Source organism: Heyndrickxia sp. NPDC080065 (genome assembly GCF_050281185.1).
GTDB lineage: Bacteria > Bacillota > Bacilli > Bacillales > Bacillaceae_C > Heyndrickxia.
On sequence record NZ_JBNNWS010000014.1, the window covers coordinates 1 to 22186 of the forward strand.

At 36.4% G+C, this 22186-nt stretch carries 21 protein-coding genes, 20 tRNA genes and 1 riboswitch; of the genes, 32 read left to right on the forward strand and 9 right to left on the reverse strand.

Going from position 1 to position 22186, the window contains the following annotated elements:
- Positions 1-215 precede the first annotated feature (215 nt).
- The 26 genes from ACQKP0_RS17040 to menC all read left to right on the forward strand — a co-directional run bounded on the left by ACQKP0_RS17040 (position 216) and on the right by menC (position 10350).
- Positions 216-291, forward strand: a tRNA-Thr gene (locus tag ACQKP0_RS17040).
- A gap of 11 nt (positions 292-302) precedes the next feature.
- Positions 303-378: transfer RNA gene (locus ACQKP0_RS17045), tRNA-Lys, on the forward strand.
- Positions 379-427: 49 nt separating this feature from the next.
- A tRNA-Leu gene (locus ACQKP0_RS17050) sits at positions 428-509 on the forward strand.
- A 19-nt stretch (positions 510-528) separates the two neighbouring features.
- Positions 529-603 (forward strand) — tRNA-Gly (locus ACQKP0_RS17055).
- A 9-nt stretch (positions 604-612) separates the two neighbouring features.
- A tRNA-Leu gene (locus tag ACQKP0_RS17060) sits at positions 613-701 on the forward strand.
- Positions 702-717: 16 nt separating this feature from the next.
- A tRNA-Arg gene (locus ACQKP0_RS17065) sits at positions 718-794 on the forward strand.
- 7 nt (positions 795-801) lie between these two features.
- Positions 802-878: transfer RNA gene (locus tag ACQKP0_RS17070), tRNA-Pro, on the forward strand.
- 11 nt (positions 879-889) lie between these two features.
- A tRNA-Ala gene (locus ACQKP0_RS17075) sits at positions 890-965 on the forward strand.
- A gap of 20 nt (positions 966-985) precedes the next feature.
- Positions 986-1062, forward strand: a tRNA-Met gene (locus ACQKP0_RS17080).
- A gap of 4 nt (positions 1063-1066) precedes the next feature.
- Positions 1067-1143: transfer RNA gene (locus ACQKP0_RS17085), tRNA-Ile, on the forward strand.
- 9 nt (positions 1144-1152) lie between these two features.
- A tRNA-Ser gene (locus ACQKP0_RS17090) sits at positions 1153-1245 on the forward strand.
- A 23-nt stretch (positions 1246-1268) separates the two neighbouring features.
- Positions 1269-1342: transfer RNA gene (locus ACQKP0_RS17095), tRNA-Met, on the forward strand.
- A gap of 38 nt (positions 1343-1380) precedes the next feature.
- Positions 1381-1457 (forward strand) — tRNA-Asp (locus ACQKP0_RS17100).
- A gap of 63 nt (positions 1458-1520) precedes the next feature.
- Positions 1521-1596: transfer RNA gene (locus ACQKP0_RS17105), tRNA-Phe, on the forward strand.
- A 46-nt stretch (positions 1597-1642) separates the two neighbouring features.
- A tRNA-His gene (locus tag ACQKP0_RS17110) sits at positions 1643-1718 on the forward strand.
- Positions 1719-1727: 9 nt separating this feature from the next.
- A tRNA-Gly gene (locus ACQKP0_RS17115) sits at positions 1728-1801 on the forward strand.
- A 9-nt stretch (positions 1802-1810) separates the two neighbouring features.
- Positions 1811-1884: transfer RNA gene (locus tag ACQKP0_RS17120), tRNA-Ile, on the forward strand.
- Between the two features lie 25 nt (positions 1885-1909).
- Positions 1910-1984 (forward strand) — tRNA-Asn (locus tag ACQKP0_RS17125).
- A gap of 9 nt (positions 1985-1993) precedes the next feature.
- Positions 1994-2084: transfer RNA gene (locus ACQKP0_RS17130), tRNA-Ser, on the forward strand.
- Positions 2085-2089: 5 nt separating this feature from the next.
- A tRNA-Glu gene (locus ACQKP0_RS17135) sits at positions 2090-2161 on the forward strand.
- A gap of 464 nt (positions 2162-2625) precedes the next feature.
- Positions 2626-4035, forward strand: coding sequence for an isochorismate synthase (locus ACQKP0_RS17140; RefSeq protein WP_427407042.1), 1410 nt, complete (start codon positions 2626-2628; stop codon positions 4033-4035).
- Positions 4032-5789 carry a 2-succinyl-5-enolpyruvyl-6-hydroxy-3-cyclohexene-1-carboxylic-acid synthase gene (menD, locus tag ACQKP0_RS17145; RefSeq protein WP_427407043.1) on the forward strand — a complete coding sequence of 586 codons (1758 nt, stop codon included), beginning with the start codon at positions 4032-4034 and terminating at the stop codon, positions 5787-5789. The genes ACQKP0_RS17140 and menD overlap by 4 nt, the downstream gene beginning before the upstream one ends.
- Positions 5779-6585 carry a 2-succinyl-6-hydroxy-2,4-cyclohexadiene-1-carboxylate synthase gene (gene menH, locus ACQKP0_RS17150; protein WP_427407044.1) on the forward strand — a complete coding sequence of 269 codons (807 nt, stop codon included), beginning with the start codon at positions 5779-5781 and terminating at the stop codon, positions 6583-6585. The genes menD and menH overlap by 11 nt, the downstream gene beginning before the upstream one ends.
- 43 nt (positions 6586-6628) lie before the next feature.
- Complete coding sequence (gene menB, locus ACQKP0_RS17155) at positions 6629-7447, forward strand: 1,4-dihydroxy-2-naphthoyl-CoA synthase (RefSeq protein ID WP_427407045.1); 819 nt, start codon at positions 6629-6631, stop codon at positions 7445-7447.
- A 112-nt stretch (positions 7448-7559) separates the two neighbouring features.
- Positions 7560-9026 carry an o-succinylbenzoate--CoA ligase gene (locus ACQKP0_RS17160; protein ID WP_427407046.1) on the forward strand — a complete coding sequence of 489 codons (1467 nt, stop codon included), beginning with the start codon at positions 7560-7562 and terminating at the stop codon, positions 9024-9026.
- A gap of 220 nt (positions 9027-9246) precedes the next feature.
- Positions 9247-10350: an o-succinylbenzoate synthase gene (gene menC / locus ACQKP0_RS17165; protein ID WP_427407047.1), complete on the forward strand. Its 1104-nt coding sequence runs from the start codon at positions 9247-9249 to the stop codon at positions 10348-10350.
- Positions 10351-10437: 87 nt separating this feature from the next.
- Here menC and ACQKP0_RS17170 read toward each other — a convergent pair whose 3' ends face one another.
- From ACQKP0_RS17170 to ACQKP0_RS17185, 4 genes are all read right to left on the reverse strand, one after another.
- A complete protein-coding gene (locus ACQKP0_RS17170; RefSeq protein ID WP_427407048.1) occupies positions 10438-10599 on the reverse strand; it encodes a DUF1540 domain-containing protein in 162 nt (53 codons plus the stop codon).
- An 88-nt stretch (positions 10600-10687) separates the two neighbouring features.
- On the reverse strand, positions 10688-10930 hold the full coding sequence (yidD, locus tag ACQKP0_RS17175; protein ID WP_427407049.1) for a membrane protein insertion efficiency factor YidD: 243 nt from the start codon (positions 10928-10930) through the stop codon (positions 10688-10690).
- Between the two features lie 97 nt (positions 10931-11027).
- Positions 11028-11207, reverse strand: a complete 180-nt coding sequence (ytzI, locus tag ACQKP0_RS17180) for a YtzI protein (RefSeq protein ID WP_427407050.1) — start codon at positions 11205-11207, stop codon at positions 11028-11030.
- A gap of 174 nt (positions 11208-11381) precedes the next feature.
- Positions 11382-11630, reverse strand: coding sequence for a DUF6154 family protein (locus ACQKP0_RS17185; RefSeq protein ID WP_427407051.1), 249 nt, complete (start codon positions 11628-11630; stop codon positions 11382-11384).
- A gap of 103 nt (positions 11631-11733) precedes the next feature.
- Between ACQKP0_RS17185 and ACQKP0_RS17190 the strand changes: the two genes are divergently transcribed.
- The gene (locus tag ACQKP0_RS17190; protein ID WP_427407052.1) at positions 11734-12063 is read left to right on the forward strand and encodes a hydrolase; all 330 of its coding nucleotides are present in this window, start codon (positions 11734-11736) and stop codon (positions 12061-12063) included.
- Positions 12064-12100: 37 nt separating this feature from the next.
- On the opposite strand, the gene ACQKP0_RS17195 is transcribed toward ACQKP0_RS17190, so the two are convergent.
- Positions 12101-12958, reverse strand: coding sequence for a DUF6612 family protein (locus tag ACQKP0_RS17195; protein ID WP_427407053.1), 858 nt, complete (start codon positions 12956-12958; stop codon positions 12101-12103).
- 111 nt (positions 12959-13069) lie between these two features.
- Here ACQKP0_RS17195 and ytkD point away from each other — a divergent pair, with 111 nt between their 5' ends.
- Positions 13070-13546 (forward strand): RNA deprotection pyrophosphohydrolase, encoded by a 477-nt coding sequence (gene ytkD, locus ACQKP0_RS17200; RefSeq protein WP_427407054.1) that lies wholly within the window; start codon positions 13070-13072, stop codon positions 13544-13546.
- Positions 13547-13587: 41 nt separating this feature from the next.
- Here ytkD and ACQKP0_RS17205 read toward each other — a convergent pair whose 3' ends face one another.
- From ACQKP0_RS17205 to ACQKP0_RS17215, 3 genes are read right to left on the reverse strand one after another with little or no spacing between them, the layout of a single operon-like run.
- Positions 13588-14397, reverse strand: a complete 810-nt coding sequence (locus ACQKP0_RS17205) for an ABC transporter permease (protein ID WP_427407055.1) — start codon at positions 14395-14397, stop codon at positions 13588-13590.
- On the reverse strand, positions 14381-15154 hold the full coding sequence (locus ACQKP0_RS17210; protein ID WP_427407056.1) for an ABC transporter ATP-binding protein: 774 nt from the start codon (positions 15152-15154) through the stop codon (positions 14381-14383). The genes ACQKP0_RS17205 and ACQKP0_RS17210 overlap by 17 nt, the downstream gene beginning before the upstream one ends.
- An 18-nt stretch (positions 15155-15172) precedes the next feature.
- Positions 15173-16174 carry an ABC transporter substrate-binding protein gene (locus tag ACQKP0_RS17215; RefSeq protein ID WP_427407057.1) on the reverse strand — a complete coding sequence of 334 codons (1002 nt, stop codon included), beginning with the start codon at positions 16172-16174 and terminating at the stop codon, positions 15173-15175.
- 165 nt (positions 16175-16339) lie between these two features.
- Between ACQKP0_RS17215 and ACQKP0_RS17220 the strand changes: the two genes are divergently transcribed.
- The 3 genes from ACQKP0_RS17220 (at position 16340) to ACQKP0_RS17230 (ending at position 18453) form a co-directional block, all read left to right on the forward strand.
- Complete coding sequence (locus ACQKP0_RS17220; protein ID WP_427407058.1) at positions 16340-17125, forward strand: alpha/beta hydrolase family protein; 786 nt, start codon at positions 16340-16342, stop codon at positions 17123-17125.
- A 51-nt stretch (positions 17126-17176) separates the two neighbouring features.
- Entirely contained in the window at positions 17177-17419 is a 243-nt protein-coding gene (locus tag ACQKP0_RS17225; protein ID WP_427407059.1) for a DUF2584 domain-containing protein, read from the forward strand.
- Between the two features lie 251 nt (positions 17420-17670).
- Positions 17671-18453 (forward strand): alpha/beta hydrolase, encoded by a 783-nt coding sequence (locus ACQKP0_RS17230; protein ID WP_427407060.1) that lies wholly within the window; start codon positions 17671-17673, stop codon positions 18451-18453.
- A 73-nt stretch (positions 18454-18526) separates the two neighbouring features.
- Here the strand turns inward: ACQKP0_RS17230 and pckA are convergent, their stop codons facing one another.
- On the reverse strand, positions 18527-20116 hold the full coding sequence (pckA, locus tag ACQKP0_RS17235; protein WP_427407061.1) for a phosphoenolpyruvate carboxykinase (ATP): 1590 nt from the start codon (positions 20114-20116) through the stop codon (positions 18527-18529).
- Between the two features lie 277 nt (positions 20117-20393).
- Positions 20394-20567, forward strand: a riboswitch (SAM riboswitch).
- A gap of 306 nt (positions 20568-20873) precedes the next feature.
- On the opposite strand from pckA, the gene metK reads away from it, so the two are divergent.
- The gene (metK, locus tag ACQKP0_RS17240; protein ID WP_427407062.1) at positions 20874-22076 is read left to right on the forward strand and encodes a methionine adenosyltransferase; all 1203 of its coding nucleotides are present in this window, start codon (positions 20874-20876) and stop codon (positions 22074-22076) included.
- Positions 22077-22186 lie beyond the last annotated feature (110 nt).

A 22186-nucleotide genomic window follows, 5' to 3' on the forward strand; every position in this document is an offset into this window, starting at 1 on the left:
CAGCTGGGAGAGCACCTGCCTTACAAGCAGGGGGTCGGCGGTTCGATCCCGTCATCCTCCACCATATATGCCGGCCTAGCTCAATTGGTAGAGCACGTCCGAATAAGCTACAAAGCTATGCTTCAGCGTACAGCTTGAGCTGCTACTTGAATAATCATACTGAAAGCTGGACGACAGTCTTCAGCAGTTCAGTTTAAGGAAACAAATATTAATAAGCCGGCCTAGCTCAATTGGTAGAGCAACTGACTTGTAATCAGTAGGTTGGGGGTTCAAGTCCTCTGGCCGGCACCATTAGGTAATATGAGCCATTAGCTCAGTCGGTAGAGCATCTGACTTTTAATCAGAGGGTCGAAGGTTCGAGTCCTTCATGGCTCACCATTTTAGAAGTAGAAAATCAAACGTTGGAAACTTCTAATATCTAAATCATGCGGGTGTGGCGGAATTGGCAGACGCACCAGACTTAGGATCTGGCGCCGCAAGGCGTGGGGGTTCGACTCCCTTCACCCGCATAATATGAATATTTTAGTCGCGGAAGTAGTTCAGTGGTAGAACACCACCTTGCCAAGGTGGGGGTCGCGGGTTCGAATCCCGTCTTCCGCTCCAGATACCCTTGCCGGGGTGGCGGAACTGGCAGACGCACAGGACTTAAAATCCTGCGGTAGGTGACTACCGTACCGGTTCGATTCCGGTCCTCGGCACCATTTTTTTCGATAATAAGCGCCCGTAGCTCAATTGGATAGAGCGTTTGACTACGGATCAAAAGGTTAGGGGTTCGACTCCTCTCGGGCGCGCCATATATTCCGGGAAGTAGCTCAGCTTGGTAGAGCACATGGTTTGGGACCATGGGGTCGCAGGTTCGAATCCTGTCTTCCCGACCATTACACACTTTGGGGCCTTAGCTCAGCTGGGAGAGCGCCTGCTTTGCACGCAGGAGGTCAGCGGTTCGATCCCGCTAGGCTCCACCAATTTAAAATGTTATGATAATGGCGGCGTAGCTCAGCTGGCTAGAGCGTACGGTTCATACCCGTAAGGTCGTGGGTTCGATCCCCTCCGCCGCTACCATAGAGGACCTTTAGCTCAGCTGGTTAGAGCAGACGGCTCATAACCGTCCGGTCGTAGGTTCGAGTCCTACAAGGTCCACCATATTTATCTGGAGGAATACCCAAGTCTGGCTGAAGGGATCGGTCTTGAAAACCGACAGGCGGGTTAAACCGCGCGGGGGTTCGAATCCCTCTTCCTCCGCCATAAAAGAATTCATTTAATATCGTCGCGGGGTGGAGCAGTCTGGTAGCTCGTCGGGCTCATAACCCGAAGGTCGCAGGTTCAAATCCTGCCTCCGCAATTATGTAAGTTATTTTAAAACTTACTTGAAAAATTTTTGGTCCGGTAGTTCAGTTGGTTAGAATGCCTGCCTGTCACGCAGGAGGTCGCGGGTTCGAGTCCCGTCCGGACCGCCATTTATCATCCTAAGATTGGGACGATGGCGAACTATAATTGAATATAGGAATTATACATTATATGGCTCGGTAGCTCAGTCGGTAGAGCAATGGACTGAAAATCCATGTGTCGGCGGTTCGATTCCGTCCCGAGCCACCATTTAAAAGTATTATGGTGCACATCCATGCTTAAATGATACAACATGGCGGCTATGGCGAAGTGGTTAACGCATCGGATTGTGGCTCCGACACTCGTGGGTTCGATTCCCACTAGTCGCCCCATAATATAAAGCGGGTGTAGTTTAGTGGTAAAACTACAGCCTTCCAAGCTGTTGTCGTGGGTTCGATTCCCATCACCCGCTCCATATTTACATGGGCCTATAGCTCAGCTGGTTAGAGCGCACGCCTGATAAGCGTGAGGTCGATGGTTCGAGTCCATTTAGGCCCATTAGATTAATATATTCCCATTTTATTCCGCAGTAGCTCAGTGGTAGAGCTATCGGCTGTTAACCGATCGGTCGTAGGTTCGAATCCTACCTGCGGAGCCATTTTTATTTGGAGAAGTACTCAAGTGGCTGAAGAGGCGCCCCTGCTAAGGGTGTAGGTCGGGTAACCGGCGCGAGGGTTCAAATCCCTCCTTCTCCGCCATTAACGGCCCGTTGGTCAAGCGGTTAAGACACCGCCCTTTCACGGCGGTAACACGGGTTCGAATCCCGTACGGGTCATATTTTTGTAGATCGTATTTCTTTTTAAGTAGTTTAAAAGTTTTCTCTAGCAGAATCTTTTAAACTACTTTTTTTCGTTCAGGAAATAAAAAAATTCTCGCTTTTGGATAACTTTTTTATTAACCAAATAGAACAAAAAGAATCTTGTACGGTAAGAGAAAAACCGTTTCATTACCCGACTAGAGCAAAAAGTATCTAATACGGTAAATGAAGTTCGTTCCATGGCCTTTAAAGAATAAATAGAGACCATCAAGAAAACAAAATGTTACCATGTTATACATAGAATATATATTACTGAATTTTTTTTTGAAGTTAATATATAATAAGGTAGATAAGTGTTTAATAAGTTATGTTCATTGACGCAATCCATTTAGAGGTGTATCTTAAAGGTTGGATATTATTAATAAGCATATAAATTTTAGAAGATTATTTAATCGTACGTTTGTTTTTTGGGGGAGATTATTTTGACACGTATTAAACAGTCGAATATTGAAACTGAATATAAAGTTGCTGTAGATAGGGCTAGAAATAAAAAGAAAACTATATTGTTTAGTTATACTGAAAAACTAAATAATATTAACCCCCTTTCATTTTATTCGTCTGCTAAACAGTTATTTCAAGGTGAAAGATTCTTTTGGAAGGTACCGAATGATGAAACATATATTGTGGGCCTAGGAGTTGCACAAAGCCTTCAAACGAGTCATGAAGAAGATCGTTTTAAGTGGGTTGAGCGTGAATGGAATCTTTTAATTAAAGATGCGCATATTTTTAATCCATTCGAAGTCCCTGGGACAGGTCCTCTAATATTTGGAGGCTTTTCTTTTGATCCGCTCAGTGTCAAGGAGCAAGAGTGGTCTTTATTTTCTAATGCTTTATTTCATTTACCAAATCTTATGTTAGTCATTAACGGTCAAGAAGCTTATATAACGATGAATATCATTTGTTCTACTAAAGAAAGTGGAGAATCATTAAAAAGAGTTTTAGCTTTGAAAGAGAAGATTTTTACAGTTAAAGAAAGAGAAAATTTAACAATTATTGAAAGTCTTCGTGAACATGAAATAAACCCAGATGAATGGAAAGAAGCAGTTGGCGAAGTTGTCCGCGCACTAAAAGAGGATAATGATCTTAATAAAGTCGTAATGGCTAGAAAAATGAATATAGAATTTAATGAGTTAATATCATCTGAAAAAGTACTTGAACACTTATGTAAAGGTCAACAAGATAGCTATATCTTTGCTTTAGAAATAATGAACAGCTGTTTTACAGGTGCTTCACCTGAAAGATTAGTAAAAAAGAGTGGAAATGATGTTTTATCAGCTTGTCTTGCAGGCTCTATTAAAAGGGATTCGAATGAAAAAAGAGATGCTATGTTAGGTCAAGATTTACTTGCCGATATGAAAAATAGACATGAACATCAGCTAGTAGTCTCTATGATAGAAGATGTTATTCAAAAATTTTGTACTGAAGTTGCAATTCCTAAAGAACCATCTATATTGAAAATGCGAGATATTCAACATCTCTTTACACCTGTTAAAGGTAAAATCAAAGATCAAAACATATCTATATTATCATTAGTGGAGGAACTCCATCCAACGCCAGCTATGGGAGGGGTTCCAACAAAAGATGCATTAAAGGTAATACGAGAAATGGAAAAAATGGATCGTGGTTTTTATGCTGCTCCAATTGGATGGATAGACTATCGAGCGAATGGAGAATTTGCTGTAGCGATCCGGTCAGGATTAATAAAAGAAAATGAAGCATTTTTGTATGCTGGGTGTGGAGTTGTATCTGATTCAAACCCAGAGGATGAATATTATGAAACAAGAATTAAATTTCGTCCAATGCTTCGGGCATTAGGAGGAAAAATGTTATGAAACACCAAGAAGCACTGACGAAGTATTTAGCTAGGTTCATTCAAGAACTTTCTAATTCTGGGGTAGAGGATGTTGTCATTAGTCCCGGTTCTAGATCTACACCATTAGCTATGTTAGTCGCGGGGCATCCTAAACTTAAATATCATATTAATATTGATGAACGTTCCGCAGCTTTTTTTGCTTTAGGAATAGCAAAACAAACAAGAAAACCTGTTGCTCTCATTTGTACTTCTGGAACCGCTGCCGCAAACTATTATCCTGCTGTAGTTGAGGCTAAACTGGCAAGGGTTCCTTTAATAGTTTTAACGGCTGACCGTCCGCATGAATTACGGGATGTAGGAGCACCACAAGCAATTGATCAAAATCAATTTTACGGTAATCATGTAAAATGGTTTTCTGAAATGGCCTTACCAGACTTAAATGAAGAAATACTCAGGTATGTTCAAACAAATGCTGCAAGGGCAGTAAGTATTTCTTTAGAAGTACCAGCTGGACCGGTGCATTTAAATTTTCCATTCCGCGAGCCGCTGATTCCAATTATGGATCCATCTCCATATACGGAAGTAAGTGAACAACCATCAATAGCTATATCACATGGAAATTTACATCTTAAAATGAATCAAATATTAGACATATGCAACCGATTGCAACAAAAGGAAAAAGGGTTAATTGTTTGTGGAGTGATTGATGATCCAAGATTTGTAGAGTCTATCATCCCATTTGCTGAGAAGCTTGGCTATCCTATTATTGCAGACCCATTGTCCCAATTACGAAGTGGAGATTTTTCAGGGGAATATATCATTGATAGCTATGATGCAATTTTGAAGGAAATCGTTTCGGATGAAAAATTAAAACCTGAGGTCATCATTCGCTTTGGAGGAATGCCGGTATCCAAACCACTGACCAAGTTTATGAAAAAACTAAACGATACAGAGCAATATATTATCGAAGCGGGCAATGGTTGGCGCGATCCTATCAACAATGCTACATATATGATCTACTGTGATGAAGCAACATTTTGCAATGATATAACAATGAAGCTGAACGAAAGACATGGTTCAAGCTGGTTAAAAATGTGGCAAGATTTGAATACTATAGCACGAAATACGGTCATAAATGAAATTTGTGATATTGATGATCTAGATGAAGGAAAAGTAGTCATAGAATTAACAAAAAGAATGCCAGCTAATAGTATTCTTTTTGTGGGAAACAGTATGCCAATTCGTGATGTAGATACATTTCTTCATTCCAATCAACAAAATATTCGAATACTAGCCAATCGTGGAGCAAATGGGATTGATGGGGTCGTATCAAGCGCACTTGGGGCGAGTTTATATGGTGAACCTTTGTTTTTATTACTTGGCGATTTATCGTTTTACCATGACTTAAATGGATTATTAGCGGCGAAAATGCACAAGTTAAACATTAACATCATTGTTATTAACAATAATGGTGGGGGTATATTCTCATATCTCCCTCAGGCAAGCGAAGGTAAATATTTTGAAGAATTATTTGGAACACCAACAGACATCGATTTTGAGTATGCTGTTAAAATGTATGATGGCTATTATAAAAAAGTGAGAAATTGGGATGAATTTCATCAGTCAATTGCAGAATCTATTAAAACAGATGGTTTAAATGTAATAGAAGTACCTACAAACCGACAAAAGAATGTAGAAATTCATAAAAAAATGTGGAAACGTGTTTCCCGGGAAATAGAGCAATTCTTTCAAGGAGATAATCATGGTGATTGAAGTCAATGGTGTGAATTATCATGTTCGTTTAATTGGACAAGGTGAACCACTATTGCTATTGCATGGTTTTACGGGAGAGATGTCAACATGGGAAGCAATTATTCCGTATTTAGGCGATAAATTTCAATTGGTTTTAGTGGATATTCTTGGGCATGGAAAAACAGAAAGTCCATTAGATGATAAGAGATATCAAATTGAAGAAATAGCAGAGGATATGAAGGCTATTTTAATGAATTTGAATCTTAATAAGGTGAACATTTTAGGTTATTCTATGGGGGGCAGACTAGCCCTTGCATTTACTATATTGTTTCCGGAAATGGTGAATAAGTTAATATTAGAGAGCGCCTCTCCAGGATTAAGAACAGAAGAGGAAAGAGAAGCTAGACGTTTCCAAGATGAAAGTTTAGCCGAGAGAATTTTAGAAAATGGGTTAAAATCTTTTGTTCAATATTGGACAAATATTCCTTTATTTCAAACCCAGAAAAAGCTTTCAGAATCAATACAGCTAAAGATTGAACAACAAAGGCTCCAAAATAATCCTATCGGCTTAGCAAATAGTTTAAAAGGAATGGGGACCGGAAGCATGCCTTCCTTCTGGGAAAAGCTCAGTTTTTTAGAGATGCCAGTACTAATCATTACTGGCAGCCTGGATAATAAGTTTTGTAAGATAGCGGAAGAAATGAAAAATGTGATTTCAGATGCAAAGCATGAAACAATTCTTAGTGTGGGACATGCAATTCACGTGGAAGATTCACAAAAGTTTGGTACAATAATAAAAGAGTTTTTGTCGAATTAAAGTTTTTTGTTCGACAAAGTCTAATACTAAAGGAGGTTTCCAAATGGCAATTGAGTGGAAAACTGAAAGAGAATATGAAGATATTCTTTATGAAACTTATAATGGAATTGCGAAAGTAACTATTAATCGACCTGAAGTACATAATGCTTTTCGTCCTAAAACGGTGATGGAATTAATTGATGCTTTTTCTTATGCACGTGATGATTCCAATATCGGTGTTATTATCTTAACTGGAGCTGGAGAAAAAGCGTTTTGCTCTGGTGGAGATCAAAAAGTACGCGGACATGGCGGATATGTTGGTGAAGATCAAATTCCTCGTTTGAATGTTTTAGATTTACAACGATTAATTCGTTTCACTCCGAAACCGGTTATCGCAATGGTAGCTGGATATGCAATTGGTGGAGGACATGTTTTACATATCGTTTGTGACTTAACGATCGCTGCAGATAATGCCATTTTCGGACAAACTGGTCCAAAAGTTGGCAGCTTTGATGCTGGATATGGTGCAGGTTACTTAGCACGTATCGTTGGACATAAGAAAGCAAGAGAAATTTGGTATCTATGTCGTCAATACAATGCACAAGAAGCTTTGGATATGGGGCTTGTCAATACTGTTGTACCTTTAGAACAGCTTGAGGAAGAAACGGTAAAATGGTGTGAAGAAATCCTTGAGAAAAGCTCTACAGCTCTTCGTTTCCTAAAGGCTTCATTCAATGCAGATACAGATGGTTTAGCAGGTCTTCAACAGCTTGGTGGAGATGCAACATTACTTTACTATACAACTGATGAAGCAAAAGAAGGTCGTGATGCGTTTAAAGAAAAACGTAAACCTGATTTTGGACAATTCCCTCGTTTCCCTTGATTACGAGAAAACTTCATTTGGATTGAATTACTCGTATAATCGGTGAAAAAAGCTTGATGGATGATCCCATCAAGCTTTTTTCTCTAAAAAATTATTTAAAAGGTGATTTTAGATGAGTCAACTACTACCGAATTTTTTAAAGCAAAGAGCCTATTTAACCCCTAATCGTACCGCACTTATTTTTGAAAAAGAGAAGTGGAGTTTTTCCGATCTTTATAAAAAAGTGGAAGTATATGCAAAAAAAATTGCTTCACTGGATATTAAAACTCAAGACTCCATTGCTGTTCTTTTATCCAATAGTCCTCAAACAGTTATTATAATTCATGCCTTACAACAAATAGGTGTTACCGCAGTATTTTTAAATCATCGGTTAACAGCTAATGAAATGGTATTTCAAATAAAAGATAGCGGTTCAAAAATATTAATCAGTGAAAGTCAGTTTGAAAATAAATTAGAGGAAATTACACAATTATATAATGATCTTTCAATTATTTCAGAAGTGGATATTGAAGAATTAGATACAAAGAAGAATCCTATACTTAACGAGTTTCGGATGGATGATGTTTGCTCAATAATGTACACATCAGGTACGACAGGTAAGCCAAAAGGTGTTTTGCAAACTTACGGAAACCATTGGTGGAGTGCAGTAGGATCAGCATTAAATTTAGGCTTAAAGGAAGAGGATGGCTGGGTCTGTGCGGTTCCTTTATTTCATATTAGCGGACTTTCGATTTTGATGCGCAGTGTCATTTATGGAATGGCTGTATACTTATATGAGCAATTTGATGAAAAAGAAATCAATCAACAGTTACTTACAGGAAATGTTACAATCATGTCAGTCGTTAGTACAATGTTATATCGACTGATTGATGATTTAGAGGATAAAAGATATCATGAGAATTTTCGCTGTATGCTATTAGGAGGAGGACCTGCCCCTAAGTCATTACTTGAATCATGTTTAGAGAAGAATATCCCCGTATTTCAATCATATGGAATGACTGAAACCTCATCACAAATAGTGACCTTATCACCAGAAGATAGTTTAATAAAACTTGGTTCCGCAGGAAAGCCCTTGTTTCCATCGCAACTGAAAATAATGGGGGAAGGGAAACCATTAGAACTAAACACTCTTGGTGAAATAGTTGTCAAAGGACCGAATGTGACAAAAGGATATTTAAATCGAGAGGAAGCAAATCTTAGCAATTTTAAAGAGGGTTGGTTTTATACAGGAGATATAGGCTATCTAGACGAAGAAGGCTATTTATTTGTTGTAGATCGGCGTTCAGATTTAATTATTTCTGGTGGAGAAAATATTTACCCCGCAGAAATAGAAGAAGTTTTGTTATCCCATCCAATGGTAAAAGAGGCTGGTGTAACAGGTGTCAATCACTCTCTTTGGGGACAGGTACCGTGTGGATTTGTTGTAACCACTCAATCATTAGAGGCGGATGAATTAATCAACTATTGTCACGAACGACTAGCAAAGTATAAAGTCCCTAAACAAATTTATTTTGTTGATGCATTACCTAGGAATGCTTCAAATAAATTGCTGCGGCGTAAATTACAAGATTTGATTTAGGCTCTTTTCTTAAACTTTACTGCTATTTGTAACAGAGTAAAAATCGGTTGAGATTTTACGAAGTAAATATCTGGTAGGATTTTTACGGGGGGTTATTACTTATACATAAAGTATGGGATGAAGAAAAGAGCACGAAGCTAATTTATTTAAGGATCGGAGCTATTTATGAAAAGCTACACTCTATATGAAAACAGTCTTGATTCAAGAAGGATGACGCTGTATGAAAATTAAAGAAATCAAACTATCAATTATAAAAATGCCTTTAAAACTTCCCTTTTCAACATCACTTGGGACAGTCCTTGACAGAGAAGGAATCATTATAGAAGTTTTTGATACAGATGGGGCAGTAGGTTATGGTGAAGTTGTAGCTTTTTCTACGCCTTGGTATACCGAAGAAACAGTACAAACTTGTTATCATATGTTAAAGGACCTATTAATTCCCCTTATTTTGGAGGAACCAATCACCCATCCAAATGAAGTCCAATCACGATTTAATCATATTAGAGGTAATAATATGGCAAAGGCTGGAATTGAAACAGCAATCTGGGATTTATATGCGAAGCTTCAGCACCAGCCACTCTGGAAACTGATTAACGGAGTTCGTAATGAAGTACTTGCAGGAGTGGTTGTTGGAACTCAAGATATAAAAGAGGCTATAGCCCAAATAAATTCATATTTAATGGATGGTTATAAGCGTGTTAAAGTAAAAATTAAACCTGGCAGCGATTATTTACTTTTAAAGGAGATTCGAAAGCACTGTCCTGATATTGCTTTAATGGCGGATGCTAATTCCGCCTATACGTTAAAAGATATTGAAATGTTGAAAGCACTTGATGATTTCGAATTGCTTATGATAGAGCAGCCATTAGCAGTAGACGACATTGTCGAGCATTCAATTTTAAAAAAGGAACTAAAAACACCTATTTGTCTTGATGAAAGTATCGTTACTTACCATGATGCCGAGAGTGCCATCTACTTAAATAGCTGTCAAGTAATAAATATAAAAATAGGACGAGTAGGCGGACTAAAAAATGCAATAAAAATCCATGATTTATGTCAAAAACATAATATACAAGTATGGTGTGGCGGGATGATTGAATTTGGAATTTCACGGGCACATAATATTGCATTATCTACTAAAGAAGGTTTTACCATTCCAGGGGATATTTCCGCTTCTAATCGATATTGGGAAGAGGATATTATCACACCCCAAGTAGACATTATTCATGGAACGATTAAGGCCCCTTCAGGGTTTGGAATTGGGTATGAGATGAATGATCGTCGTATGAACCAAGCGACAACTTATAAAGAATATTTTAGATGAAAAGCGCAAGCGTCTATACACGCTTGCGCTTTATTCCGTTTCTAGTCATCTCAATGTGCAATTACTTTAGAGCTTTTGTTAAAGTTATTACCAATTTCCCTCAGGCTTAAATGTTTTACAATCTGTTTCTTCAGTATTGGTTGCCTGATCTCCTTTGTTGCTTACTACATAAATTTGATCTGCAGAACAGCGATTCCCATTTGCCCAAAAGTGACAATTGTTTACCTCACATAGTACATCTTTTGCCATTGTACCTCACCCCTTTGTTGTATTGATGATGATACACAATTAGTCTTTGTAAAGAATCAAGTACTATGATTGGAAAGTAAAGGGATTGTCATTTGGTTTGATTTTTAGTCAGCTTTTTCTCTGGTACAGGATCAAACCCACCTGGATGGAATGGATGACATTTAAGAATCCGTTTTAGTGCCAGCCAGCCTCCACGAAAGGCTCCGTATCGTTTTACCGCTTCCAGTCCATATTGAGAACATGTTGGATAGAATCGGCAAGTAGGCGGCTTAAGAGGTGAAAGAAAAATTTGATAAAATCGAATGATTTTTATAAAAATAAATTTTAACATTAGAATAGGACATCCTTGATTTTATAATGAATTGCACATATATACTTTAAGAATAACAATTGATTAAATGTAGTGTCAAAAAGAAAAAGCCATCCAATTAATTATCGGATCGCTCTTGGGTATTTATATCATCATCTATAGATGCTTTGATATTGGGGTTATTTTCAATTGAATCGATTGTATGTTTATATGAGTAAGCTTTAGAGGTTGTTAATGCTGCAGTTAGAATAATGACAATGATTATTAAAATTGAAACCACCATGATCAACGTGAACAATTGATTGAACCTCCTAAAAAAATATAGGTTAATAATAATTTTAACATGTAATCCTTTGAAAGAGTTCAAAGAGATATGTCAATGTTTTGACTTCTTTACTGATAAATATAAAAAAGGAAACCAATGACTGTTTCCTTTTTTAGCGATATATGGATTTCTTATTTAAGTATCGATTTAATGCAAATATTTTGTTTTTAAGGGATGTATGTCAATAGAACTATTAGAGAATTTCTCTCTTAAGGTTTCAATTAAATAAATGCTAATAAAGTATTGAAGTTCTTCATCATTCATTTCTTCTACAATTTTTATTAAATCGTTTCTATCTGATTCCTCTAGAACAGCATAGGTAATGATATCTAAATCCTCATCGTCCCCAGTTAAGCGATTTTGGTACATTTCAAATAGTTCATCGACAAGTTTCACGATAATCACCCTTTTTAACTTAATAAGAATATTTTAACTTGTTTTGTGGGAAACGATACATAAAGAATCATTTCTTTTAATTTTTAGGTTAGGAGTGTCAGGAATGAATCAGCAAAAAAATACTTATTATATTGATATAGGGAGTGGAGAGATATCTAGAAGCTCAACTGATTCTCCTTGGAATTATAAAATAGAAGCGACAGATGAAGAGATTACTCGACTTAGACAGATCTTTGATGCTAACTATGATGTAGAAGTGGAAGGCTTTTTAAGAGCACATATCCCAATTGTGGAATATCATCATGATAAACCAAATGATGATTATGATAAACATATGATTGAAGTTTACCAAATGATTTATGATCTAGGAGATGAAGAAGCGAAACAACATATAGATAAAATCGGGATATTAGAAGACTTTACATCAGAATGAGAAAAGCGCAGGGCGAATTAATGCCCCTGCGCTTTTCTTAATTTAATTCTTGAGCTGTTTCTATTACTTCTTTTGGTACTTTGATTTCAGTGATCTTATTGTAGTTAGTATAAGTACCCTTCATTTCTTGTTTCATATTCACTTTTTGATTTTCAATTAACATATCTAAATCTTGTGTCATGTTAAGTGCTGTTATGTTAAATGTTTTCTTATCAATGAAAATTTCATAATCCATGCTGTTAAACGTTAGATTATTGAAAACTTCTTCATTTGCTTTTAATTGTTCTGGCATTAATTGTTTAGCAGTTTCTTTTAGAAACTTATCAAATTTTTCTCCAGACGCTTTTAATGTTAAAATATATTGTTTTTCATCTTGTTTAAATGAAAAGTCATCTGTAAATTGTTTTAATTGTTTTAATTGTTCAGCAGGATTAACCTGATCTTCAGGCATTTGTAAAGCTTGTTTAGAAAGTTCTTCAGGCATTTTTACCCATTGTTTTGATGTAGGGTCTTGTAAGAAAAATCCTTCTTTTGCCATATATGCCTCGATATCCATTGATTGACCTTGGACACTTTCATCTCCACCCTCCATGGTCATTTTCATTTGTTGGTGCATAGCAATTGGATTTAATACCATATCAATAGATAGAGTTGAATTAATATTCATAGGTGCTTGTTGATCAGGTACATTCATCGTTTGTTTTAGTTCCATATCTGAATGAACACTTTTCAATTTTTTCGATGCATCTGTTGATTTTTCAAATACTTCTTGAAGTGTAAGGCCGTCCTTTTTATTGGACTTACCATTCGAATTAACTGGATCAGCTGTTTGGCCGCATGCAGTTAAACCTAATAAAAACATAATTGAAACTAAACTTAACACTAGCTTTTTCATAGACAAACATCACTCCTTTTTATTTTCATTTAAATTTACGTAATAAAATAGGAAGGGTTTCAAAAAAGGTGTAAAATAGGAAAAAGGAACCATAAAGGATGATGAATAAATTTGGAAACTTTTAAGGATCAAAATGGATGGGATGTTACATTGTCATTTTTGGAACATTCCTTTCCCATAAAGTCAGACCATGTTTTTGTAATATGCCGATATAAAGACAAATGGTTGTTAACAAGCCATCCACAAAGGGGATATGAATTTCCTGGAGGGAAAATAGAAGAAGGGGAGACAGCTGAAGAGGCTGCTAAACGGGAAGTGATGGAAGAAACAGGTGGCGTAGTGGAGAGGCTTCATTTTATAGGTGAATACTTGGTGAATGATAGGGAAAATGGAGCTTTTGTAAAGACGATATATTTTTCAGATATAGATCAACTACTATGTACACAAAATTATTTGGAAACAAATGGGCCCATGTTGATTGAGGATGATTTATTAGAAAAAGTAAATGGGAAAAAGTTTAGTTTTATTATGAAAGATAATGTTGTAAAGCGATCTCTTGAGGAAATTATTGGTCGAAGACTTATCTAGGAAAAAGAAATGCCGAACCAAGTAGGGCCCGAGCATCTCATTTATGAATCACTCTTTACCAGCTTCTTTTCTAAGAGATCAACTAATTGATACATAAGTGTTGCTATAACAGCGACAATCATTAATGAAAGCATGACTAATGTGAAATTAAAAACTTGAAATCCATATATAATTAAATAGCCAAGTCCTTTAGAAGCTACTAAATACTCTCCGACGATGACACCTACCCATGATAATCCGACATTCACCTTTAGGGTGGAGATAATCGTAGGAAATGTTGCGGGTAAAATGGCCTCTTTGAATATTTGATAACGAGTTGCACCGAATGTTTTAAGTACTTTTATATAATTTGGATCTACGTCACGAAAAGCTGTATAAACAACAATCGTAGTAACGATAACTGAGATAATGATCCCCATTGCAATACTAGAATTTAATCCTGTGCCAAATATAACAATTAACATGGGACCAAAAGCCACCTTCGGCATCGCATTAAAAATAACGAGATAAGGATCCATTATTTTAGATAGTTTTGGTGACCACCATAGAATACCTGCTAATATTGCTCCGAAAAGGGTACCAAGAATAAATCCAAGAATAGTCTCATAAACAGTAACTGCTGTATGCATATAAAGACTGCCATCTTGAAGTTTAATAATAAATAAATTCCATACTTTTGTAGGAGAACTAAAGATGAGCGGGTCAATCCAATGTAGTCGGCTAGCTAGCTCCCATAGAGTAAAAAAGGTTATTAAAATGATTACTTGAAAAATAAGAACCCATCTTTTTTCTTTTTTTATATTTTGAAGGTATCTTTTGTGAAAAGGGCTGGAATTATTCTCTAGTTTCAAGTGACTCCAACTCCTTCCAGATTTCTTGGAATAATATGGAGTAGACTTCTTTGCTTCTAACATTGAATGGACGAGTACTCCGTAGCTCTTCTGGCACAATAAATATTTTGTGCAGTCTTCCGGGCTTGGCAGCAAACAATAATATTCTGTCACTCATCGATATAGCTTCTCCTAAATCATGTGTAACCAGCACAGTTGTTTTTTGATAGGCTTTGAGTGTGTCAAATACTAAATCTTCTAGCTTTAATTTTGTTTGATAGTCTAAAGCAGAAAAGGGTTCATCTAAAAATAGTATTTTGGGGTTTATTGCAAGTGTACGTACTAAGGCAGCCCTCTGTCTCATTCCACCTGAAAGTTGACGGGGATATTGCTTCTCAACCCCTTCTAATCCAATCTCCTTCAGTAAACTAAGAGATTTTACTTTCGCCTCTTTAGATAATTGATTTTTTAGTTTTAAGCCTAATAAAATATTGTCTTCGATTGTTTTCCATGGAAATAAATAATCTTGTTGAAGCATATAGCCAATAGAAGCGGTATTAGAATTTGGTGCTTGCCCGTCGATCATAACCTTTCCTTGTGTCGGCGAAATTAAACCAGATAGAATGGAGAGCATGGTTGTTTTTCCACAGCCACTTGGCCCAACAAGTGAAATAAATTCCCCCTCCTCCATATCGAAGCTGATATCCTGTAGTGCGGTGGTTACTGTTTTCGGTGTAAAATAACTATGATGGACGTTTTCGACGGTTAGGAAGCCCATATATCATCTAGTCCTCCTTTACTTATTTATGGCTTTTTCAACGATAGAAGTATTAACTAACGTTTTGTAGTCAACCTTTTTTGGCAGTTCTCCTGCTTTCTCCATAATATCCTGAAGATGATTCCAGCCCTCCTCATTTAAAATCAAGTCCTTGCCAAAAGATCCTTGTTTTTGATAACGTTCAATAGAAGAAGCTAAAATATCTATATCGGTATTTTCGAAGAATGGTTGAACAACTTTCGCCACTGTTTTTGGCTCATTTTTTTCGATCCATTCCGCAGCTTTATAAATGGCACGAACAAATTTTTCAAGGGTGAGCTTGTTATCTTTTATATAGCTTTGCTTCGCCATATAATCTGTGTATGGAACACTGCCAGATTCTTCACCAAAAGAGGCGATTATATGACCTTTTCCTTCTTTTTCAAATATCGATGCAGTTGGCTCAAAAAGCTGAACAAAGTCACCAGTTCCTGATGCAAAGGCATTCGCAACATTGGCGAAATCGATGTTTTGGATTAATTGTAAATCTTTATGCGGCTCAATGCCTTTATCTTTTAAAACAAACTCTCCTACCATTTGGGGCATTCCGCCTTTACGTTGCCCAAGAAAGGTCGAACCTTTTAATTGATCCCATGAAAAATGATCAATTTTCTTACGCGATACGAGAAAAGTTCCATCTGTATGAGTAAGCTGAGCAAAATTGATTACTGGATCATCTGCTCCTTGTGCATAAACATAAATCGAAGTCTCCGAACCAACCAATGCAATATCTGCTCCATTTGAAAGGAGAGTGGTCATTGTTTTGTCCCCGCCGGCAGTTGTTTTCAAATCGATATCTAATCCTTCATCCTTAAAATACCCCTTTGCTATAGCTACGTACTGTGGTGTGTAGAAAACGGAACGTGTTACTTCAGCCACTCTTACCTTTTTTAAAGATTCCGTTTTAGAACAAGCCCCTAGTGAAAAGATAAGAATGGAAGATATCAAGAGTGAGAAGCTAATTCTCAGCCACTTTTTCATAAACATTCCTCCTCGTAGAAAGTTACAAAATAATTGATAAAATAATGTATGAAAATAATAAAAATGTGTGATTGCCTATTTACAAAAACGTTGTCACGTTTTTTTGAGGTGAAAAATTGAAAGAAATCGACGTGTTAGACGATGTCATTTAAATGGAGTGTAAACATGAACCAATTAGTTTCTATACTAGAAAAGCAGCCTTTTCCTTCTCCAAACCCTAAAGTGCGAATGTATTTGATCACTTATTTATCTAATGGCTTGAAAGTGAAAGGGTTATTAGCTGAACCGAAGGATGGATTTATGTATGATGGTTTTCTTTATTTAAGAGGCGGGATTAAAAGTGTTGGAATGGTAAGACCAGCAAGAATTGGTCAATTTTCTGCAGAAGGTTTTATCGTCTTTGCTCCTTTTTATCGAGGGAATCGAGGAGGAGAGGGGAATGAAGATTTTGCCGGAGAAGACCGTGTTGATGCATATACTGCTTTTGATATTTTAAAGCAACATCACCGAGTCAAAAACAATCGAATTCATATTTTTGGATTTTCGAGAGGAGGAATTATGGCGCTTCATACCGCAATGAAACAAAAGGAAGCAAAGTCGGTTGTTACATGGGGAGGCGTATCCGATATGTTTTTAACCTATTCCGAAAGAAAAGATTTACGGAGAATGTTAAAAAGGGTGATTGGCGGCACACCGACAAAATATCCTGACAAGTATCGTGAGCGAACCCCTTTATTTTCAATCGAAAGCTTATGCCAACCTGTATTAATCATTCATGGTGAAAAAGATAGGAATGTTTCCATTGAGCATTCGATAAGATTGGAAGAGAGGCTAAAAGCATTAGGTAAAGTAGTGGAAACCTGGTATTTTCCTGAATATACTCATTATTTCCCGCCTGCAAAGAATCGGCAGATCGTAAGAGACTTATGTTCGTGGATGAAAAATAAATGATAAACATGATAAAATAAGGATTAAATAAGAATGAAAGAGGAGAATGTGAAGATGGGGATGCCATTAGAACTAAATACGATGATTGTTACAAAGGGAAGAGAACAAAGGCTGGAAGAAAATCTATTTGTTTTAGAAAAAGATGATTATCGTCTTTATCCAGTGGATATTCCACTCGATATACGAAGGACAATAGAAAGTGAAACAAGCGGAACAGCCATCATCAAAAAACTGGAATGGGAAAATAATAAAACAAAAATTTTGTATCAATTAATATCATTAAATTCGATTAATTAAAAAGGCACTTTTCTAAAACTTTGTTGCTTTTGAAAAGAAAATCTTAATAAAAACCACTAAATAATATTAGATAATAAATTATATTTAGAATAGATGCCCCGAAATCGAGCTATATTGAAAGGTTATCTTATTACGATAAAGCAACAATCTTTACAAAAACAACCATTAAATGTGAAAAGCAAGGTGATACTTACCTTCACCTTGCTTTTTTCATTTTAAAGCATAAAAAGAATAGAAAGGAACGAATGAATATGGCTCTTATTCAATGTGATTTTTTTTCTGAAATTTTAGACTTACATACTACAATGCATGTCATTCTTCCGCAACCAAATAAATCAAAAATGGACGAATTGATTGATAATGGAAAAAGATACCCCACTCTATTTCTTTTACATGGACTTAGTGATGATGGTACAAATTGGCTTCGAAAAACTTCAATAGAACGATATGTGCAAGATTTAGGGATAGCTGTAGTTATTCCAAAAGTTGATAGAAGCTTTTATACAGATATGTTATACGGGAATCGATATTGGACATTTCTTACTGAGGAGCTGCCTAGAGTTGCTAGAAGTTTTTTTCCTTTATCAACTAAAAGGGAAGAGAATTTTGTTGTTGGATTATCTATGGGGGGCTATGGTGCTTTTAAATGGGCATTACATTACCCAGATAGCTTTTCAGCTGCGGCAAGTCTATCTGGTGCATTAGATATCGTAAAATGGAAAGAAGACATTGATCAAGATGAAAAGCATCCTTTGAGACGTACGATGCATCTAATTTTTGGTAATGAAGACATAAAGGGATCATACCATGATTTAATAGGACTTCTTGAGGCACATCATTCACATACAGTAAAACCAAAGCTTTTCCAATGCTGTGGTTCTGAAGACTTTTTATTTGATTATAATATGAATTTTATGAAGAAATGCCAAGAAACAAACTTTTCATTAACAACAGACTTTGGTCCGGGGGATCATAATTGGAGTTATTGGGATGAAAAGATTCAAGACGTTTTAAAATGGCTACCGATTGGATAGGAAGAAATAAGGAAAAAGAGGACAAGAATGTTTTTATTAAACATCTTAGTCCTCTTTTTTAACAATAGCCTTTTTATTTAACTAAAGGTCCGCCTAATTCTTTAAGTTCTTGTGGAAGGTTTTGGAACTTTTTGAAATTCGCTTTGAACTTAGCTGCAAGCTCTTCTGCCTTTTCCGTATAAGCTTGTTGGTTTTCCCAAGTTTTATTTGGAATCAGAACTTCATCAGGTACACCAGGTATGTGCAGTGGAATGTGCAAACCAAAAATTTCATCTTGTTTAGTTTCGACATGATTCAGTTCGCCTTCTAATGCTGCTTGAACCATTGCTCTTGTATAGCTTAATTTCATACGATTTCCTACACCGTATTCTCCGCCAGTCCAGCCAGTATTAACTAGGAACACTTGGACACCGTGCTCATCAATCTTTTTCCCAAGCATTTCTGCATATACAGTTGCTGGTAATGGTAAGAATGGTGAACCAAAGCATGTTGAGAAAGTGGCTTCCGGTGAAGTTATTCCACGTTCTGTACCAGCTAATTTTGAAGTATAACCACTTAGAAAATGATACATCGCCTGTTCCTTTGTTAGCTTGCTAATTGGAGGTAAAACGCCAAAAGCATCTGCTGTTAAAAAGATGATGGTTTGTGGATGGCCAGCTATACTTGGCTCAATAATATTATCAATTGCTTGTATTGGGTATGCTGCTCGAGTATTTTCAGTCAATGTCGAATCATTATATAATGGTTGCCTTGTTTGATTATCTACAACTACATTTTCTAAAACGGAACCAAAACGAATCGCATCATAAATTTGTGGTTCCTTTTCACGTGAAAGACCGATGCATTTTGCGTAACAGCCGCCTTCAATATTAAATACTCCATTTGAAGACCATCCATGCTCATCATCACCAATTAATTTGCGGTTTGGATCTGCTGATAATGTAGTTTTTCCAGTTCCAGACAATCCAAAGAATAGGGCTACATCACCCTCAGCACCTACATTTGCTGAACAATGCATAGGTAAAATGTCTTTTTTAGGGAGAAGATAATTCATAATGGAGAAAATCCCCTTTTTCATTTCTCCTGCATATTCTGTACCACCAATTAAGATGATTTTGCGTTCAAAGGAAACGACTATAAATGTTTCTGAATTTGTCCCATCAGTAGCTGGATCCGCTTTCACATTTGGTGCTGAAAGAATCGTGAATTCTGTTTGATGTGTCTCTAATTCTTCTTCAGTTGGACGAATGAATAATTGATGTGCAAACAAATTGTGCCATGCATATTCATTAATTACCTGGATCGGTAATCGATTTTTTTTATCTGCACCAGCAAATCCTTTAAAAACAAAAACTTCATTTTGTTCTTTGAGATAATTAACAACTTTTGTATATAATTTTTCGAATGAATCCTCAGAAATTGGTTGATTAACAGAGCCCCAATCGATATAGTCTTTTGTAGAAGCTTCTTCAACAATGTATTTATCTTTAGGAGAACGGCCAGTATATTTGCCAGTTTCAGCACAGATCGCACCTGTTGATGTCAAAATTCCCTCTCCTCTTTGTAATACCTTTTCCACAAGTTGAGGTACTGCTAATTGAGCAAGAATATTATTTCCTTCTAAAACATTAGCTAATGTATTAGAATAAGCTACTGATTTCATTTATACTAACCTTCCTTTTTAGAAAAAATTTAATATCATTTATATGTTAATTAGTATAACACAATTACTTAAATAGTCTATACTATTCATGCATATTTTTTAAATAACTTAAATTTGACATATTTAAGGGTAAATTCGTTGCATTTTGCGAAAACAATCTTGAATAAAGGTTATTAAGTTTAGATATATATAAAGGAAATAAATGACGAATATTAATGATAACAAAAAGTATTGACATGGTAAAACAAATTGCGTAATATTTTACCTTGAACGGATACTCTTATCCCGAGTAGGTGGAGGGACAGGCCCTATGAAACCCAGCAACCGGCATTCTAGAATTTAGAGGTTTGAAGTTAGAAATAAAAAACTGGTTTTGCCAGTTTAAAAAAATCTAACCTCTAGAATGAAACGGTGCTAACCAGAGGCAAGGTTAATCCTTGAACGATAAGAGTGAAAGGCACGGGTAATCGAACTAAACCTTTCCTCTCATAATAGTATGATGGGGAAGGGTTTATTTTATGTTAGATTATCCGCTTTCGTAACCTATGAATGTGATTTTTATTCGTTTTGTAGTATATAAAACTGCAGGGGCAAACTGTTTAATAAATAAATTGTCTAAAAGGCATTTTAAAAACTTAAACAGCCAAATAAAAATCTTGAAAAGGATAAAATCCTTGGTTTATTTCATAATAATGGGAATGAGTACCGTGAGGCGTAAAAATAGATAGTAGAGATTCTTAATATGGGAGGAAAAGAGATGACAAAAAAACGTCGTTTATTTACATCTGAATCAGTAACAGAAGGACATCCCGATAAAATCTGTGACCAAATTTCAGATGCAATTTTGGATGCGATCTTAGAAAAAGATCCAAATGCCCGGGTTGCATGTGAAACATCTGTTACTACAGGGCTTGTTTTAGTAGCTGGTGAAATTACAACCAACACTTATGTAGATATTCCAAAAATTGTTCGAGGAACGATAAAAAATATTGGTTATACACGTGCAAAATACGGGTTTGATGCAGAAACATGTGCAGTTTTAACATCAATTGACGAACAATCTGCAGACATTGCTATGGGTGTTGATAAAGCATTAGAGGCGCGCGAAGGACAAATGTCTGAAGAAGAAATCGAGGCAATTGGTGCAGGTGACCAAGGTTTAATGTTTGGATTTGCATGTAATGAAACGAAAGAACTTATGCCGTTACCAATCTCATTAGCACATAAATTAGCGCGTCGAATTGCAGAAGTACGTAAAGAGGACATATTACCATATTTACGTCCAGATGCAAAAACACAAGTAACGGTTGAGTATGACGAGAATGATCGTCCGGTACGTATCGATACGATTGTTGTTTCAACACAGCATCATCCTGAAATTAGCTTAGAACAAATCCAACGTAATGTGAAAGAATATGTGATAGGTCCAGTTGTTCCAAGTGAATTAATCGATGAAAATACAAAGTATTTTATTAATCCAACAGGTCGTTTTGTTATTGGAGGACCACAAGGAGATGCTGGTTTAACAGGACGCAAAATTATTGTAGATACTTACGGAGGATATGCACGCCATGGCGGAGGGGCATTCTCTGGTAAAGATCCTACAAAAGTGGATCGTTCTGCTGCATATGCGGCTCGATATGTTGCGAAAAATATAGTGGCTGCTGGCTTGGCAGAGAAATGTGAAGTCCAATTGGCTTACGCTATTGGAGTGGCGCAGCCAGTTTCTATTTCCATTGATACATTCGGAACTGGAAAAGTAACTGAGGATGTATTAATCGATGCGGTTCGTAATCACTTTGATCTTCGTCCGGCTGGGATAATCAAAATGTTAGATTTACGTCGCCCAATTTATAAACAAACAGCTGCTTATGGTCACTTTGGTCGCCATGATCTTGATCTTCCTTGGGAAAGAACTGATAAAGCAGACGCTTTACGTAAGCAAGCATTGAATATTTAATCTTAAAGAAAATGGAGTTACAATTATATCGTAACTCCATTTCCTTTTGTAATGGCTCTTTTCTTAAACTTTGTTGCTTTTGAATCGAAAAATCTTTATAACAGTATTAA